The organism is Pseudoalteromonas tetraodonis, from assembly GCF_002310835.1.
GTDB classification, from domain to species: Bacteria; Pseudomonadota; Gammaproteobacteria; order Enterobacterales; family Alteromonadaceae; genus Pseudoalteromonas; species Pseudoalteromonas tetraodonis.
The window spans coordinates 1620780-1639131 of sequence record NZ_CP011041.1 but is presented as its reverse complement, the minus strand read 5'-3'; the positions used below and the strand labels follow the sequence as shown (position 1 = coordinate 1639131).

Sequence of the window (18352 nt, the reverse complement as noted above, 5' to 3'; positions counted from 1 at the left end):
GCATTCGTAATAATGAATGCGGTTTTTTTACAACTAAATTCTAATTAAAGAATTGCGTGTAACTCAACGTCAAATACTAGAGTTGAGTAAGGTGCGATTGCAGCACCGGCACCACGTTCACCATAAGCAAGCTCATGAGGAACGTATAAACGCCATTTAGTACCTACTGGCATCATTTGTAATGCTTCAGTCCAACCTTTGATCACGCCACCTACTGGGAATTCAGCAGGTTGACCGCGCTCGTATGAGCTATCAAAAACAGTACCGTTTACTAAAGTACCGTGGTAATCAACACGTACTGTAGACTCTGCAGTTGGCTTTTCGCCTTCACCTGTTGCAAGTACTTCGTACTGAAGACCTGACTCAGTAACTGTAATTTCAGGACGTTTTGCGTTTTCTTCTAAAAATGCAATACCTTCAGCAGCCAATACTTTAGCTTCTTCTTCACGACGAGCTTGGATCTCTTCGTTGATTTTCTCAAATGCAGCTTGGATCTCAGGGATCTCTACTTGAAAAGCACTGCCTGCATACGCATCTTTCATGCCTTCAAATACTGAATTTAAGTTTAAACCTTCAAAAGGGTTAGCCTTAAGTTGCTCACCCATTTGTAAGCCAATACCGTAACTTGCTTTTTCAGCATCTGTAGTAAAATTATCTGACATAATGTGTTATTCACGTTTTGTTAGTTAAAAGACCCGTATATGCTATCACAAAATAAAAGCCGTTTGGGGCTAGTTTTTATTGAGTTTTTCTTTAATTAAACCAATAGCAAAGGTACACACAGGTAAACTGAGCAAAATTCCAACAAGTAAGCTCATCGGCAACAATCCGACCACGCCGATCAACAAAAGAGGCACAGCCACCAAACCGATAATGCCAATGTAAAACGCGCCCCACACTGGCCAAAAATGATCGTATTTTGTGATTAAATGCCCGGATAAAAGATTAAACCCGATGCCATATAAGAAAGTCATCATCAGCGCATTATCTGGGTATGCATCAATGGCCATTTTTTGTAATAACGATATGGCACTTTGGTAACAATAACCAAACACAGTCCATAGCAGGATGTGCTTGAGTAAACGTTTAGAAAAGGATAACTCCGGGGACTGTGACATAATAAAGCTCCAGATAGCAAAAAACCGCCAATAAGGCGGTTTTTTAAATAATGGTGGAGAGATAGGGATTTGAACCCTAGAGGGGCTATAAACCCCTGCCGGTTTTCAAGACCGGTGCATTCGACCACTCTGCCATCTCTCCGTACGGCGCGCATAATAAGATCATACGCTTAGCTTGTAAAGCCCTATTTTACTAAAACCGGTTAAATAGTTAAATATTAATCAGGATAGTCATAAACCCTAGTAATATTGTTTAGGTCTGCGGGCAATCCAAGAACATACTAAACACACCAATAAGCTGGCAGTTAAAAATGCAATACTTTGAAATATTAAATCGAAGCGGTTTAAATCATCACTTGGGATCACAACTAACACAAACGAAGGTAGTACGGTGAATAATAGAACATAGCAGCATATTTTAAAGGCTCTGCCAAAATCAAATCGTCGAGACTGTTGCATCCACCATGTAAGCAGTACTAGGACACCCATCGCAGTTGCAGCAATAAAGTGAGCTGTTTGTGTATTCATTGCAACATAAAATGTCGCAAGCGCGCCAACAACACCCCAGATTGACCAAGCAAACCAGTTTTCTTTTTCACGTAAAAATAAATTTCCCATCATTTTCGTCTTCTTTATCGTTATTATTGGTAAGACTTTCCATACATTACCAAAAAACAACCGATTAAAAAACAAACTGAAGAAGATTTATTGCGTATGGTGCTTCCGTGCGCTTCTCGCAGCTACAATATTAACCGCGGTAGTGTAACACGATTAACTTAATGAATTATGACTATATTGAATATAAAAAGTTCATCCTATTGCTACAAAAAACTAAAATAGTTTTCTGGTTTATGGCGCGGTGACTTTTTACACTCAACTGCTGGCGTCCCTAAATACAAATAACCCACTATTTCATCATCATTGTTTAAGTTAAGCGCGTGTTTAACACTGGGGCTTTGTGCAAAGTAACCTGTGCGCCAAATACCGCCAAGCCCTTGTGCAAATGCGGCTTGTTGCATAGCCAGCACGCCACAGCCTGCACTTTGAACTTGTTCTATTCTTGGTACTTTTGGATGTTGTTGATATTTTGCAATGGCAATAATGATCATGGGTGCTCTAAGGGGTAACTCTTTAGCACGATTAATTACTTTTTCAGCTTGCTGCTCGGCCAAAGCGCTTTGATAATAAATTTCACCCAACTTATGACGTGCATCCCCTTGAACAATAATATATTGCCAAGGCGCAATACAGCCATGATCGGGAACTCTGAGCCCAGCCTGCTGAATAATGTTTAGTTGTTCTTCATTAGGGCCTGGCTCTGTCAGTTTTGCATCTGACTGGCGGGTTAATAAAAGCTCAATAGCATCCATTATAATTACTCAAAAGACAAAACAATAGCATACCATTGAAACCCTTAGGTTAAAATATAATGGGCACCCGCTGTTATTATTTGCTTATCAAGAAAGTACCTAGGTTAAAAAAGCACACAAATAATATCGCAACCAAAATAGCCGTGTATTTGTGCCATTACAAAGTGGCGCTCGCCTTTTGCGTGTAAATAATTAGGTCGAACTAATGAGGGGCTTTATAGGTTTAATTTTGCCAGTTAAGCGTTGTAGCCGAGGCACCATTGAAAGTCGCAATAGCGTCTTTATTAGCTATACAAGGAATGGGGTAAGGTAAAAAACAACAATATAAGGGTCTGATTAAAAGTTAACTATCTTTAAAAAATAATCAGACCCGTGTACTTACTTAAATTGCATATTAAATACTGCGTGCAACTTGTAAAGCTTCAAGTATAGCGCGCTTGGCATCAATAGCCGCTGCTAGTTTAGCGCCACCAATAACATGAACCTTGGCATTCTCTGCTTGCGCCTTAAATAGTTCGTCATTAGACACTTGGCCAATACAAGCAATCACAGTATCAACTGGCAATACTTGCGTTTCGCCAGCAACACTGATAGTTAGGCCGTTTTTATCAAAACGATGGTATTGGCAATTGGCAATTTGCTTAACGCCATGTTGTTTAGCAACTTGACGATGTATCCAACCAGTTGTTTTACCTAAATCACCACCAAAGCGCCCTTCACTGCGTTTAAGCATATAAAGTTGACGATCATCTTTGTGAGGCTGAGCATCGCACTCTATTCCCCACTGGGTTTTAAAGTCGCTGATACTTTGTGATTTATGTTCACTTAAAAATGCCACCATATCAAAACCAATACCGCCTGCGCCTAAAATCGCAATCGAGTTACCAAGTTCAACCTCACCGCGAATGACTTCATCGTAGGCAAAAACACGTTTGTCATCACTACATTCTATAGAGGCTTCACGTGGCCTTACACCCGTGGCAAAAACCACATCATCAAACTGGCTTAGCATACCATCATCAAATGCTTTACCTAATTCAATAGTGACGTTTAAACGCTTAAGTTCATTGGTAAAGTAAGCCAATGTATGGTTAAAGTCTTCTTTACCTGGTATTTGCATGGCCAAATTAAACTGCCCACCCATATGCTGCTTTTGGTCAATAAGCGTTACATTGTGACCTTTTTGCGCTAAGTAACAACTTGAAGAAAGCCCAGCAGGACCCGCTCCAACCACTAATACATTTTTAGCTGTTGCGGCTTTTTCTAGAGGGTAATCAAGTTCAAAACCCGCTTGTGGATTAACTAAGCACGTGGCACGTTTACCTTTAAATACGTGGTCTAAACAGCCCTGATTACACCCAATACAAATATTAATATGGTCAGAGCGCTTCGCTTGGTATTTATTAAAAAACTCAGGATCGGCAAGTAAAGGACGCGCCATAGAGATTAAATCAGCTTCACCCGCCGTTAAAATATCATTGGCAATTTCTGGTGTATTAATGCGGTTTACGGCAATAACAGGCACGCTAATGACATCTTTCAACCGCTTTGACGCTTCTTTAAATGCGCCTGGGGGTACCATGCTTGCAATTGTCGGTACTCGAGCTTCATGCCAACCAATGCCAGTATTAAAAATATCAACACCTGCTTTTTCAAGTGCAATAGCTTGTTGTGTTACTTCCTCAGGAGTTGAGCCATTCGGAATTAAATCGATAACAGACAGTCTAAAAATAATTAGAAATTTATCTGAAACTTTAGCTCTTACTGCTTTTACAATCTCAACAGCTAAACGCATTCTGTTTTCAAGACTGCCACCAAACTCATCGTCTCGTTTGTTTGTATGCGGTGCCATAAATTCATTAATTAAGTAACCTTCAGAGCCCATCACCTCAACGCCATCGTAACCTGCTTTTTCTGCTAAATATGCAGAGTGAGCAAAATCTTTAATGGTTTTTTTAATTGAACTTAAAGACATAGCCTTAGGTTTATAAGGGTTGATCGGTGCTTTTATCGCACTTGGGGCTTGATTGAATGGATGATAGGCATAGCGCCCAGCATGCAATAACTGCAGGCAAATTTTACCACCATGTTGATGAACAGCTTGCGTATAAGCACGGTGTTTAAAAACATCATAATAACTATTAAATGATGATGAAATAGGCGTTAACTTGCCGCGAAGATTAGGGCTATATCCCCCCGTAATGAGCATTGCTGTGCCACCTTTAGCACGTGCTTCATAAAAAGCACGTAGGCGTTTACGATTATGCCATCCCTCTTCGAGGCCGGTATGCATTGATCCCATTACTAAACGGTTGCGTAATTGTGTGTGTTTTAGTTCTAATTTTTGTTCTAACATCCTGTGCCCCAATAACTGGTCTAACCTGTGTGCATTTAGTCAATTCTGCTTTAATGACCAACAATAAGCAATATATGAGCAGATTAAACTTAATAATTTTTTAACTTAAAACCTGTTGACTGCGTTTATCTTGACCAATAGCGTGAGTTAAAAGTAGTGACTACAGCCATAATTTCAGTAATTATTTATTAAATAAACACGTGTTTAATCTCAAGTGTAATTGAATTTATAAATGTTTCGTTACGATTTAGCAGTTAAATTTATTTATATTCTACGCTAAGATGGCAATAACGTTTTAGCTGTACCAATTTAAGGAGCTATTTTGATAGCAAAGGTATTTAAAGGTATATGGACGGGGATCAACTTCTCACGTCGTTTAATACTCAACGTATTGTTTTTATTTTTGGTCGTCATTTTTATCGTATCGGTATCAAGTGACGGTGATAAAATTATTGTCGAAGAGGGCTCTGTTCTTAGACTTAACCTTAATGGCCCTATTGTCGAAGAAAAAACCTATATAGACCCTGTTGAAGCCGCTATTAATGATGCAACGGCCAGTGCTGACTCACCCAGTGAAATATTGCTCGACGATGTAGTTGAAGTAATTAATGAAGCAGCACAAGACTCGCGTATAAGCGCTATTTTGCTTGATTTACAAGAAATGCCAAAAGCACATTTAAATAAGCTCAAACAAATTACACAGGCACTTGAAACATTTAAAGCAACTGGTAAAAAAGTGATTGCCTCAGGGTATTACTACACCCAAGCACAATATTACATTGCCGCGCATGCAGACGAAATTGCGATGCATCCTTATGGTAGTGTGCTTATTGAAGGCTACGGTATGTACCCGCTTTACTTCAAAGACGCATTAGAAAAATTAGAAGTCACTCAGCATATATTCCGTGTAGGTACCTTTAAATCGGCCGTTGAACCGTTTATCAGAAACGATATGTCAGAGGCAGCTAAAGAAGCAAACCGTGTATGGCTTGGTGCTTTATGGAATGAATATAAGCAAGACGTTAGTGCTGTACGTCCTTTTGATGAGTCAAACTTTGATGAAACAATGGATGTTTATTTAGCTAAAATGCAAGCCGCTAATGGTGATGCCGGTAAATATGCACTGGATAACCAATGGGTTGATTCATTAAAAACCAATCAGCAAATTCGCCAACAATTAATTGAATTGGTTGGAGAAAATGAAGATGGAAAAACATTTAAACAAGTCTCTTTTGGTGAATACTTAAGTTTAGTAAAACCGCCTATTGAGTTTGATAACCCTATGACTGAAAAAGTCGCTGTTGTGGTTGCTAAAGGCACTATTGTTGATGGTGAGCGCCGTGCTGGTGAAATTGGTGGTGATTCAACTGCAGCCCTACTTCGCAAAGCGCGACTTGATGACAAGGTTAAAGCGGTGGTTTTACGAATAGATTCAGGCGGTGGCAGCATGTTTGCCTCAGAAGTAATTCGTGCTGAAGTACTTGCACTTAAAGCTGCTGGTAAACCCGTTATTGCATCAATGAGCTCAGTAGCTGCATCAGGCGGTTATTGGATTGCATCGGCGGCCAATGAAATTTGGGCAGCGCCGAGTACAATTACCGGTTCAATTGGCGTATTTGGTACCTTTATGACATTTGAAGATACCCTCGCTAAAATAGGCGTGTATTCAGATGGCGTAGCGACCACCGAATTGGCAGGTTTTTCAATCACTCGCCCACTTAACGAGAAAATGGCTAAAGTTATTCAAATGAGTGTTGAAGAAGCGTATGGACGCTTTTTAGATGTGGTTGCTGAGGCACGTAATATGACCCCAGAGCAAGTTGATAAAATTGCCCAAGGTCGGGTATGGATTGCCTCTCAAGCTCAAGAGCTTGGTTTAGTTGATAAACTTGGTAATAAACAAGATGCGATTAAAGCAGCTGCAGAGCTTGCAAAGCTTAACTACTATGACGTTAAAACAATTAAGCAATCGCTTAGCCCACAAGAAAAAATGCTTCAAGATATTTTCGGCAGTGCCGCCGTTAAATCAGTACTTGGGCTTGAAACACAAAAAACAGCAGTATTAGCCAGCCAAGCTAATCTGCAAAGTGTTATTAAACAATTAAGCAGTGAAGTAGAAAACCTAAAAGATTATAACGATCCACAAGGTGTTTATGCCCGCTGTTTAGAGTGTACAGTTGCACAATAGTGCCTTAACAGGCTGTATTGATTAGCAGTTAGCGTTATACTAAGCCCAGTTTTTTTACTGGGCTTTTTTTATGAAACGTAAACGCATTTATATCGCTTACACTGGCGGTACCATAGGAATGAAAAAATCAATTCGCGGCTATATTCCTGCTGAAGGGTTTTTAACCGAAACCGTGGTTAATAACGCAGAGTTTAATCGTGAAGAAATGCCATTATTTGATATTCATGAATACTGCCCGCTTATAGATTCTTCAGATATGTCACCTGCTCATTGGCAACTCATCGCCGATGACATAAAAAGTAAATACCAAGATTACGATGGCTTTGTGGTACTGCATGGTACTGACACTATGGCCTATACTGCATCAGCTCTGTCGTTTATGTTTGAAAACTTAACTAAACCTATTATTGTGACCGGCTCACAAATTCCGCTGTCTCAATTACGCTCTGATGGTCAAGTTAACCTACTTAATGCCATGTATTTAGCGGCTAACTACCCAATTGCAGAAGTCAGCTTATTTTTTAATAATCAGTTGTTCAGAGGTAATCGTGCCACCAAAGCCCATGCAGATGGGTTTGATGCATTCGCCTCACCTAACTTAGAGCCGCTTGCGCTTTCAGGTATTAATATTCAGCTGATCAAAGGGCAATTAAGCCCGTATGTAGAAAATGAACTCCAAGTTACCCCTATTACACCGCAAGCTATTGGCGTGCTGTATTTATACCCAGGGATCAGCAAAGAAGTAGTAAAAAGCTTAGTTAATGGCAATATTAAAGCCCTCGTACTGCTAAGCTTTGGCGTAGGCAATGCGCCACAAGACCCTGAGTTTTTAGATATTCTGGATGAAGCAAGTAAACGGGGTGTTATTATTACTAATTTAACCCAATGTTTAAAAGGCCAAGTGAACATGGGCGGTTATGCCACGGGTAATGCGCTGTTAAACATAGGCGTGATCAGCGGTTACGATATGACCTTAGAAGCATGCTTAACTAAGCTGCATTACTTGTTTAGTCAAAACCTAGAAATTGAAACAATTCGCCATTTAATGCAAGATAACCTGCGTGGTGAGCTGACCCGTTAAGTAATCAGTTAAGCGAATAACAAAAAAGGACGCTACTTAGCGTCCTTTTTGATTACTTAGATTTTATTAACGAACTTTTGCGTCAATATCAACTAAGTCAGTTAAATGACACGTTTCACCACTGTGGGTTTTAATGCCATGCTCACCAAAGTAATCACGCTGGGCTTGAACTAAGTGCCCATTACTTGGTGTTGTTAACGTTGCTAAGTAGGTTTGTGTTGCACTAAGCACAGGAAACGCCAGACCCGTCATAACGGCTTGGCCAGTCACTTTACGCATCGCTAATGACTCTTTTTCAAGCGTATCAATAAACTCAACGCCTTGCGCTACACTATCTAGATAATCAGCACGGATAATACACCCTGCACGCCATGTTTGTAGCGTTTTCGCTAAATCAACTTTCCATTGATGAGTTCGTGAAGCGCCTTTAATTAATGCAAGTCCTTGACGGTATGCCAATAGGCTCGCAAGGGTAAACGCATCTTTTAATTCATCTAAATCAATATCAACTTGCGTGGTATTTTGTGCGCTGTATGTCATTTCTTGTGCGGCAGTGGTATTACACGCATTGGTTAAATGACGAGCTTGTACAGCAGCCACTAGCGACGGTACCGCAATACCTAATTCAAGGGCGTTTTGTGCTGTCCATAAACCGGTGCCTTTTGCGCCTACTTTATTGTCAATTAAATCTACAAGCGGCACATTATGCGAATTTTCAAGTGATAAAATATGGCTTGAGATTGACAGTAAATAGCTATTTAGCTGCCCTTGAGACCATTCGTTAAATATCTCTGCAATTTCTTTAGGTGAGCGATTAGTGCCGTGACGCAATAGCTGATACATTTCTGCAATCAGTTGCATGAGTGCGTATTCAATTCCATTATGAACCATTTTTACAAAATGGCCGCTAGCTGACTGGCCCACACGCGCAAAACACGACTCGCCTTTATAGCTTGCAGCAACCTTTGTAAACCATGGCTCGACACGCTCCCAGCCACCTTCAGAACCACTGGCCATCATAGCTGGACCGTGACGTGCACCCTCGGCACCGCCTGAAATACCCATAGTGGCAAATTCAAACTTATCTTGGTATTTGAGCTTACGGTTAATACCGTCTTTATAATTACTGTTACCACAATCAACAATAATATCACTACACTGAACACCCGCTTCAATAAGCTCGTTGCAAACCGCATCAACTAACTCGCCAGCAGGCACAAGTAATAAAATAGAACGCGGTGCTTCTAAACGCCTAACCATATCCCCTAGATCAGAGACAATGTGAAGTTTATCAGCCATGCCTTGTGATTTAGCACAACTTAGTAATTCTTCACCCGCATTTGGGTTTTTGTCATAAGCGACAAGCGTTATCCCTTTTTCAATCAAGTTCAGGGCAAGATTTTTCCCCATAACGCCTAACCCTACTAATGCAACTTGCATTTAGTGCCCTCCTCGGTAACAACTATTTGGTTAGTAAATTAAAATAATACCGCGTGCATTATACTCAGACCGCAGCCATGAGCAAAGCTACATGCATTTATTACAGCTAAAATAAACGCCGCAATTATATCAAACAACCGCCCTCTCAGGGGAAGAAATAGCAGTGCTATTTAAATTTTTAGATCATTGACGCCCTGTGACACCGGTGTCATAATGATGACATATTCATTTTGTATATAATAGTCGCAATGTTATAAAAATTGCATAAAACTAAAGATTGCTCTTTATTAGTAATCGCTAAAAACAAAATAACCGTCAACTTGCTTAAAAAAAGCACACAGGAGAATTTAATGTTAAGACGTACAAAAATAGTCGCGACACTTGGACCTGCAACAGATAGAGATAATAACTTAGAAAAAATTATTCGTGCAGGCGCAAATGTCGTTCGATTAAATTTCTCACACGGTGTTGCACAAGATCATAAAGACCGTGCACAAGCTGTTCGAGATATTGCAACTAAACTTGGTAAGCACATCGCGATTCTCGCTGACTTACAAGGCCCAAAAATTCGCGTTTCAACCTTCAAAGAAGGCAAAGTGACCTTATCTGTTGGTGCAAAATTTATTCTTGATGCCAAAATGGAAAAAGGCCAAGGCGATATTAACGCCGTCGGTATTGACTACAAAGAGCTACCACAAGATGTTGCCCCTGGTGATTTATTGCTATTAAACGATGGCTTAATTCAACTCACCGTAGAAAGTGTTGAAGGTCACTTAGTTCATACCATTGTGACTGTTGGCGGCGTACTTTCTAATAATAAAGGGATTAACCGTTTAGGTGGAGGCTTAACGGCACCTGCATTTACGGAAAAAGATAAGGAAGATTTAATCACTGCTGCTGAAATTGGCGTTGATTACATTGCGGTTTCTTTTCCTCGCAGTGGCGATGATATGCGTTATGTGCGTTCACTTGCGGAAGCTGCAGGCTCTAATGCACAGCTTTTAGCTAAAATTGAGCGTGCTGAAGCAGTAGAAACACAAGAGGCAGTTGATGACATTATTTTAGCGTCTGACGCTGTTATGGTTGCCCGTGGCGACTTAGGTGTTGAAATTGGTGATGCTGCACTAATGGGTAAACAAAAACTCATTATTCGTCGTGCTCGTTCATTGAACCGTACCGTTGTAACCGCTACGCAGATGATGGAATCGATGATCGATAACCCTATGCCAACACGTGCAGAAGTTATGGATGTTGCCAATGCAGTACTTGATGGCACAGATGCAGTGATGCTTTCTGCTGAAACAGCCGCTGGTGATTACCCGGAAGAAACCGTTGCTACTATGGCGCGTGTTTGTCTAGGTGCTGAATCACAAAAAGAAACACACGTTTCTAAACATCGTTTAGACAGCCGTTTTTCTTCTAATGCCGAATCAATTGCCTTATCAGCTATGTATGCAGCTAACCACTTAGACTCTGTTAAAGCGATTATCACCTTGACTGAGTCAGGTAGCACGGCAAAATTGATGTCGCGTATTAGCTCTGGACTGCCTATTTATTCACTTTCACGTCATGCAAGTACATTAGGTCAAACAGCGCTGTATCGTGGTGTTTACCCTGTATTTTTTGACTCTACAAAATGTGAAAAAGATAGCATGGTTAAAGATGCACTAAGCACACTCGTAGCCGCAGGCTCATTACAAGCAGGCGATACCGTGATTATTACCCACGGTGATGCGATGGAAACGATTGGTGCAACCAACACGATGAAAATAGTCACAGTTTCGTAACTGTAACGCGCATAAAAAACGCGAGCTAAAAGCTCGCGTTTTTTATGCTATTTATTAAAGTTAGCTAGCTAATGCTGCTTTTACTTTATCACGGTAACTTCTACTTACTTTAAGCTCTTGTCCGTTATCTAACACTAATAAATATTCACCACTAACCTGAGTTACCAGCTTGCTAATTTGTTTGGTGTTAACAATCGCGCTGCGATGAACACGTACAAATAAGCTTGGATCCAATTCTTGTTCAAGCTCTTTCATGGTTTTACGTAATATATGCGTTTGCCCATCTTGGCAATGCAGACACATGTAATCACCTGCCGCATCTACCCACTGTATTGTAGCAACGGGTACTCTGACAATTTCGCCCTGCTCTTTTACGGCCAATGACTCAGGATAACGACGATCTGTAAGGGTATCGCCTGTGGCTAATTTCTTTAAAATTTCTTCGCAGTTATTGCCTGTTATCCCTGCTACGAAACTCGCTAGTTTTTTCTTATGGGCGTTATCCTGCTGAGTTTTTAAATAGGTATGCACTTTTTCTACCGCCTGTTTTAATCTGTTATCATCAACGGGTTTTAAAATGTAATCTAAAGCATGAATTTCAAATGCTTTAACAGCAAAGTGATCAAACGCCGTAACAAACACAATGGCAGGTAAATCTTTACTGCTTTCACTTAAAGCACGTGCGACTTCAAAACCGTTCATACCAGGCATTTGAATATCAAGAAAGACAAGATCAATTTTTTCGTTTTTACAACTTTCAATCGCATCAAAACCTGAGCTACACAGTTTGATCACTTCAATATCAGAAAACTCTTCAAGCCTGACGGCTAAACCTTTACGTGCTAATGGTTCATCATCAACAATAAGCGTTTTTATTCTTGTCATTTCTTCACAGCCTTCTCAAACGGGACTCGCAGATTAACTTTTAACCCACTTGGCGTATTATGTGATAATACAAACGAGTAATTATTTTCGTAGAGCGTTTTTAATCTGTCTCGGGTGTTTGCCACCCCTACGCCTTGTGCATTAACTAACTGACCATTTTCAATATCAGTGCCAGGCCCATTATCGCCCACTTCAAGTAATAATTCATTAGCAAAAACTTGCGCTTTTATATCAATAACACCACCTTCTGACATATGGGCAATGGCGTACTTAATGGCATTTTCGATGATCGGTTGTAATATTAAGCTTGGCACTAGCGCTTGTTTGGCCTGCTCACTCACGTCCACATTAACTTGTAAGCGCTCATCAAAACGTACACGTTCAATTTCTAAATAGAGCATTAATGCATGTAACTCTTGCTCCAGCGGCACTTTTTTAATTGGATCAGTATTAAGCGTATAGCGTAAAAAGTCACTCAATTTAGATACCATCAAGTTAGCATCTTTATTTTCTTTTACCAAAACTAAGGTTGATATTGCATTGAGCGTATTAAACAAAAAATGAGGATTTAGCTGGTATCTAAGCATTTTTAACTGCGCTTCGTGCGCCATTGTGGTTGCTTTTAAGGCTTTTTGACGTTCACTTTGTAATAACTGGTAATACTTAACACCAAAGTACAAACCACTCCAACACAAAATAATATAAACAGAATCAAGTCCTTGTTGTAAATAATAAAACCATTCTTCAGGACGGTATCCGTGGCGATAAATTTCCCACAGGTTAAACTTTTGCACCACGGCCCATAATGTACCGGTTATATAAGAGGCGCCAAATACAACAATAATTAATACCCAAGGTGAGGCATTCCAAATTTTGCGATAAATATAACGCAGAGGCACAGTCATTAAACAGCCCGCATAGGCGTTTAGTAAAATAACGAATACGTAAATATCACGCATTTCGAATACTTTAGAACCAATATAGTTAACTAACGCATAACCTATCCAGCCTGCAATTTGCAAAAGCCAGAAAAAACGTTGTCTGTTATCAATTAAAGACTGCCAATTCAAAATTAATTATTACCTTGTAAATTTGTCACTATTATATCGATTTATCGTCAGGTATAGCACTACCAACTGTCTTACTTTTTAATAGCCCTATCGCAAACAATAAATTAAATAAACACTGGATGGATGCTCAGTTCTGGTTTAGTTGTTACGTTAAACAAATTAAAACTCGTGTTGCAATTACCCCTTGCGGATGGTTTAAAACGCATAAAAAAAGCGAAAGGCATCCACCTTTCGCTTATCAATGTTTACTTTTATTTTTTAAGCAAGCTTATCTGAAGCAACTTTATAAGTCGGATCTTCAATTACGTTCACTTCAACTAAGTCACGTGCTTTATGAAGTAGTTCAGTACAGTCTTTACTTAAGTGACGCAAGTGCAGCTTTTTACCCGCTTTATTGTATTTGTCAGCTAAGCTGTCGATGGCCTCAATCGCACTATGATCCGCAACGCGACTGTATTTAAACTCAACAATCACATCTTTAGGGTCATTCTTAACATCAAATAAATCAGCAAAGTTTTTAACCGAACCAAAAAATAAAGGCCCATGTAGCTCGTACACTTTTGAACCTTCTTTATCAATATAGTTAGTTGTGTAAATATGTTTTGCATGCTGCCATGCAAACACTAACGCAGAGACAATAACACCTACACACACCGCAATCGCAAGGTCGGTAATAACCGTTACACCCGAAACTAATACAATTACAAAAGCATCAGATAAAGGGACGCGTTTCATCATTTTGAAACTCGCCCATTCAAACGTACCCAGCACCACCATAAACATAACCCCAACTAATGCCGCCAGTGGAATCATTTCGATTAAGCTTGAAGCGAAGATAATAAATGCAAGTAACATCAATGCGGCACTAATACCTGATAAACGCGAACGTCCACCTGAATTAATGTTGATCATAGATTGGCCAATCATGGCACAGCCACCCATTGCACCAAAGAAACCACATGTGACATTGGCCGCACCTTGGCCAATACATTCTTTATTAGAATGGCCACGGGTTTCTGTAATTTCGTCAATCAAGCTTAGCGTTAACAGCGATTCAATTAAGCCAATTGCTGCAAGAATAAGCGCATATGGAAAGATAATTTGTAGTGTTTCTAGGTTAAAAGGGACCATAGGAATATGAAACTGTGGTAAGCCACCGGCAATGGTTGCAGCTTCATTTCCTGTCATGCCTTTTAAGAAATCAAGTACCGTACGTGCTTCTAAATCAAGACCAATCACTAAACCCGTTACAGTAACAATAGCAACCAGTGATGAAGGCACCGCGGTAGTTAATTTTGGTAAAAAGTGAATAATTGCCATCGTTAGCGCCACTAAACCTAACATGATGTAAAGCGCACTGCCCGTCATCCACATTTGGCCGCCAGCACCATCAGGCACTTTAAACTGTCCAAGCTGGGCTAAAAATATAACAATCGCTAAACCGTTAACGAAACCGAGCATAACAGGATGCGGAACCATACGAATAAATTTACCGAGCTTAAATACCCCAGCCAATATTTGTAGTAGTCCCATCAGCAACACAGTGGCAAATAGGTATTCCACTCCGTGATCAAGTACTAAACTTACCATCACAACCGCTAATGCACCGGTTGCACCCGAAATCATACCCGGACGACCACCAAAAATAGCCGTAATTAAGCCCACAATAAATGCGGCGTATAAACCAACAAGAGGTTCTACATTTGCAACAAAGGCAAATGCAACAGCTTCTGGGATCAAGGCAAGTGCCACTGTCAATCCAGAGAGAATATCGTTTTTAGCAGAGCTTGGCGCTCTGCTGAGTAAGTTAAACATTGAGTTCCTCAGTTTTATTTCGCTAACAAAAAAAGCGCTAGATTTTATCAAATTAGCGCTCATTTCACAATTATAGTTAATTCAGCCTGTGTGTTTTTAGCTGCTTAGTAAAGTTTAAAGTGGCAGTGCCGTGCTTCGTTTAACACACGTCATGGTCACATTAGAATGAACCTCTTGTACATATTCTAAGCTAAGCAAGTTATCGCGTACAAAGTGCTCATAACCTTCTATGCCTTGAGAAATAATACGCAACATAAAGTCCATAGTGCCAGCCATGGTGTAACATTCAGTCACTTCATCATAGCTAAGTATTAATTTTTCAAACTCAGCTAAATTCTTTTTACCATGGTTTGATAAACGTACATGGGCGTAAACCAACATATCAAAGCCCAGCTTTTTTTCATCAAGCAATGCGACTTTACTTTTGATGTAGCCATCTTGTTCTAATTTAGCAATACGACGCCAACAAGGAGACTGAGAAAGTCCGACTTTGTCTGCAATCTCAGCAGTTGATAAACTTGCATCTTGTTGTAAAAGTGCCAATATTTGGCGATCTACGTGATTTAGAGACATTTTATTTCTTATTTATCTAATAAATTGGTTAAATTATACAGCCTTTTTAAAAAGCAGTCTGCTTATTTTTAACAAATATGCACATCAACCAAACTGGCCACTTACAAATGGGTTAGTAGCCTGTTCATGAGCAACATGGGTGTTGTCACCATGGCCACTTAAAATTGCAGTGTTCGGTGGTAATGTCATGATATGTTGCATTATAGATTCGATTAGCTGCTTGCTGTCGCCTTTAGGAAAGTCGGTACGCCCTATTGAACCTTTGAAAATAACATCCCCGACGATAACCGTATTGTGTGCTTGTTGATAAAACACAACATGCCCTGGCGCATGCCCTGGGCAATGAAGTACTTTAAATTCAAGCTGCCCAACCTTGATACTATCACCATGGGCTAACCATTCATCAGGATAGAAGGAGTTGATCGGTTTAAAGCCAAACATAGTGGCTTGCATCGGTAAATTGTCGAACCAAAAACGTTCATTCTCATGAGGCCCAATCATCTTTACCTTGTGTTGCTCGCGTAAATTATGCGCAGCGCCTACATGATCTAAATGCCCATGGGTTAACCAAATCGCTGCTAATGATAAATTATGCTGCTTAAGTGATGCATTAATTTTTTCAGCATCACCGCCAGGGTCGACCGCGACAGCTTGCTGGGTTTGTTCACATACTATAATGCGGCAATTTTGCATAAACGGGGTTACGGGAATAGTGATTATTTTCATCTTATATTTCTTTATCTTTTTGTGCTGGAATAACTATATTCTCTTCGTATGACATTAAAACTGGGTATTTCAAATAAGCTTGATCATAAAATGGGCTATGCTCATATAACCAATTTAAACGTGCATCAGCGTTCTTAGCAAAGTCTTTATCCTGGTTTACTTTTTTATCAAATTCTTGGGCTAATTTGGGGTCATCAGCAAGCATTTTTTCAGCAAACGGTATCAAAGCATAATTTTCCATATATTCAGTGCGCTGAAAAATAGTATTAAACTCTCCCCAAGCAAAAAATGAATCTGGTGCTTCAGGATGTAGCAAGTGGACAGCTAACTCTCCTGCCTTTTGCTGCGTACTCACTTCAAACCAACCATCTAAATCCACATTTGTAGCTGGTACATAATCAAAACTAGCCGACACTCTAAAACGCCCTTCAAATGGCGCTTTATCAAAACTATATTGCGCTACTTTTGCCATTTTTAATGGCTGAGTGTTGGCACCACTGAGCTTATTAACTGACACCCCATGCAGGGCTAATTTCTCAATAATATCGGTGTAAACAGGTGGAATAAAAAATGATTTTGGTACTTCAACCGTGTGCTGCACCTCTTTTTGCCAAAAAATAGGCAGCTTGTCATAATCCTGTTTTTTACCCAAATAGCTTACTTCTTGTTGATTTGACAATGGGCTCAGGCTTTTAGAATAAGCAATACCTTTAAACGCGATATGATCAGGCTGCTCAGAATAACCACGCTTAACAATTAATTGCTTAGGAACAAATTCTTGTTCTTTTTTTACTGCATTAGCGAGTTTATCTTTATGCGCTGATAATGCTTCAATAGCACCATCTATAAACACATAAGTCCCTAACACGCGTTGTTTGTATGGCTTTAAAGAATGGTTTTCAACTAAAATGGTAGGCAATGACTTTAAATCACCCCACCCGTTTGAAAACCGCGGTGTGGCAACCCAACCTGCTAAACCTGATTTAAATTCTTGCTTATCCATAACAAACACTAAAGGGCCCGGAACATGGCCTTGCTCAGTGAGGGTTTGATCAATCATTGGTTTAAAATAACGGTTAAGCGCATCTGAAATGGCAGGCGACTCGCTAGCAAATACTGGGTTATAGCCATAGGTTACATCGTATTGGTAATCAGCCCCATCAGTCACGTGTACGTCAATATACAAATTCGGATTATAATCATTAATTACTTGAAGGACGCTTTTAACCTCTGGCGTATCAAGCTTAGTGTAATCACGATTTAAATTAAGATTATTTGCGTTTGTTCTAAAACCCATTTTGACAGGGCCACGCTGATTAATACGATTAAACGCACTACTACGCTCGTGACCATCAACGTTTAATATTGGGATAAATAAAATGTTTACCTTTTTTAATATATCGCGTCGTTTACCCGTAGCAATGTCTCTAAGCAGCATAAACATCGCATCTTTACCATCAATCTCACCAGCGTGAATACCAGCCTGAATAAGCACGGTTGGTTTGGTGCTATTGGCCATTTGCCCCGCATTAAAAAAACCTTGTTCGCTGGCAATCAACATTTTTATTGCTCGTTTACTATTACTATAGCCAATCGTTTTTGATTTAAATTGAGTGGGATTCGCAGCCACTAATCTATCAACAAATGCCATGGTATTAGCATAATTGGGAGACGAGACTCCAGCAGAAATTTCAAAGTCTGTGGTTAAGGGTCCCTGTTGTTGCAATAGTGAGGTACTACTACCTTCCCATGGTAATAATGGCGGTAAATGATTGCTATTTGCCATACTTGCAGATAAAACCAATAAACTTATAAACATATACTTCTCTAACAAACCCATTAATTAAGAAAAATTATAGCAATTAAACTTTTCTAGTTGCCAAAACTGCGGTGGTTCAACAAAAAAATACAGCCAACGGCATTTTTAGTTGCAGCCCAGCCAC

General features: G+C 39.9%; 15 protein-coding genes and 1 tRNA gene. 3 read left to right on the top strand and 13 right to left on the bottom strand.

Annotation, left to right across the window (positions count from 1 at the left end; genetic code table 11):
• Positions 1-44 precede the first annotated feature (44 nt).
• From PTET_RS07555 to PTET_RS07530, 6 genes are all read right to left on the bottom strand, one after another.
• On the bottom strand, positions 45-662 hold the full coding sequence (locus PTET_RS07555; RefSeq protein ID WP_008112467.1) for an FKBP-type peptidyl-prolyl cis-trans isomerase: 618 nt from the start codon (positions 660-662) through the stop codon (positions 45-47).
• 69 nt (positions 663-731) lie between these two features.
• A complete protein-coding gene (locus PTET_RS07550) occupies positions 732-1055 on the bottom strand; it encodes a hypothetical protein (RefSeq protein WP_013464868.1) in 324 nt (107 codons plus the stop codon).
• Positions 1056-1169: 114 nt separating this feature from the next.
• Positions 1170-1260, bottom strand: a tRNA-Ser gene (locus tag PTET_RS07545).
• A 98-nt stretch (positions 1261-1358) separates the two neighbouring features.
• Positions 1359-1736: a hypothetical protein gene (locus PTET_RS07540; RefSeq protein ID WP_174818629.1), complete on the bottom strand. Its 378-nt coding sequence runs from the start codon at positions 1734-1736 to the stop codon at positions 1359-1361.
• Positions 1737-1939: 203 nt separating this feature from the next.
• Positions 1940-2488: an NAD(P)H nitroreductase gene (locus PTET_RS07535; RefSeq protein WP_013464866.1), complete on the bottom strand. Its 549-nt coding sequence runs from the start codon at positions 2486-2488 to the stop codon at positions 1940-1942.
• A gap of 394 nt (positions 2489-2882) precedes the next feature.
• A complete protein-coding gene (locus PTET_RS07530; protein WP_096038410.1) occupies positions 2883-4844 on the bottom strand; it encodes an oxidoreductase in 1962 nt (653 codons plus the stop codon).
• A gap of 322 nt (positions 4845-5166) precedes the next feature.
• Here PTET_RS07530 and sppA point away from each other — a divergent pair, with 322 nt between their 5' ends.
• Positions 5167-7032 carry a signal peptide peptidase SppA gene (sppA, locus tag PTET_RS07525; RefSeq protein WP_008112457.1) on the top strand — a complete coding sequence of 622 codons (1866 nt, stop codon included), beginning with the start codon at positions 5167-5169 and terminating at the stop codon, positions 7030-7032.
• A 70-nt stretch (positions 7033-7102) separates the two neighbouring features.
• Positions 7103-8113 (top strand): asparaginase, encoded by a 1011-nt coding sequence (gene ansA, locus PTET_RS07520; RefSeq protein ID WP_008112456.1) that lies wholly within the window; start codon positions 7103-7105, stop codon positions 8111-8113.
• A gap of 66 nt (positions 8114-8179) precedes the next feature.
• Here ansA and gndA read toward each other — a convergent pair whose 3' ends face one another.
• Entirely contained in the window at positions 8180-9553 is a 1374-nt protein-coding gene (gene gndA / locus PTET_RS07515) for an NADP-dependent phosphogluconate dehydrogenase (protein WP_013464864.1), read from the bottom strand.
• 350 nt (positions 9554-9903) lie between these two features.
• Here gndA and pyk point away from each other — a divergent pair, with 350 nt between their 5' ends.
• Positions 9904-11340 (top strand): pyruvate kinase, encoded by a 1437-nt coding sequence (pyk, locus tag PTET_RS07510; RefSeq protein WP_008112452.1) that lies wholly within the window; start codon positions 9904-9906, stop codon positions 11338-11340.
• 60 nt (positions 11341-11400) lie between these two features.
• On the opposite strand, the gene PTET_RS07505 is transcribed toward pyk, so the two are convergent.
• From PTET_RS07505 to PTET_RS07480, 6 genes are all read right to left on the bottom strand, one after another.
• A complete protein-coding gene (locus PTET_RS07505) occupies positions 11401-12225 on the bottom strand; it encodes a LytR/AlgR family response regulator transcription factor (RefSeq protein WP_008110464.1) in 825 nt (274 codons plus the stop codon).
• Entirely contained in the window at positions 12222-13295 is a 1074-nt protein-coding gene (locus PTET_RS07500; RefSeq protein WP_008110465.1) for a sensor histidine kinase, read from the bottom strand. The genes PTET_RS07505 and PTET_RS07500 overlap by 4 nt, the downstream gene beginning before the upstream one ends.
• A gap of 258 nt (positions 13296-13553) precedes the next feature.
• Positions 13554-15110, bottom strand: coding sequence for a SulP family inorganic anion transporter (locus tag PTET_RS07495; protein ID WP_008110467.1), 1557 nt, complete (start codon positions 15108-15110; stop codon positions 13554-13556).
• 114 nt (positions 15111-15224) lie between these two features.
• A complete protein-coding gene (locus PTET_RS07490) occupies positions 15225-15683 on the bottom strand; it encodes an Lrp/AsnC family transcriptional regulator (protein ID WP_008110469.1) in 459 nt (152 codons plus the stop codon).
• An 84-nt stretch (positions 15684-15767) separates the two neighbouring features.
• Positions 15768-16409 carry an MBL fold metallo-hydrolase gene (locus PTET_RS07485; RefSeq protein WP_013464862.1) on the bottom strand — a complete coding sequence of 214 codons (642 nt, stop codon included), beginning with the start codon at positions 16407-16409 and terminating at the stop codon, positions 15768-15770.
• A gap of 1 nt (position 16410) precedes the next feature.
• Positions 16411-18228 (bottom strand): M14 family metallopeptidase, encoded by a 1818-nt coding sequence (locus PTET_RS07480; RefSeq protein WP_013464861.1) that lies wholly within the window; start codon positions 18226-18228, stop codon positions 16411-16413.
• Positions 18229-18352 lie beyond the last annotated feature (124 nt).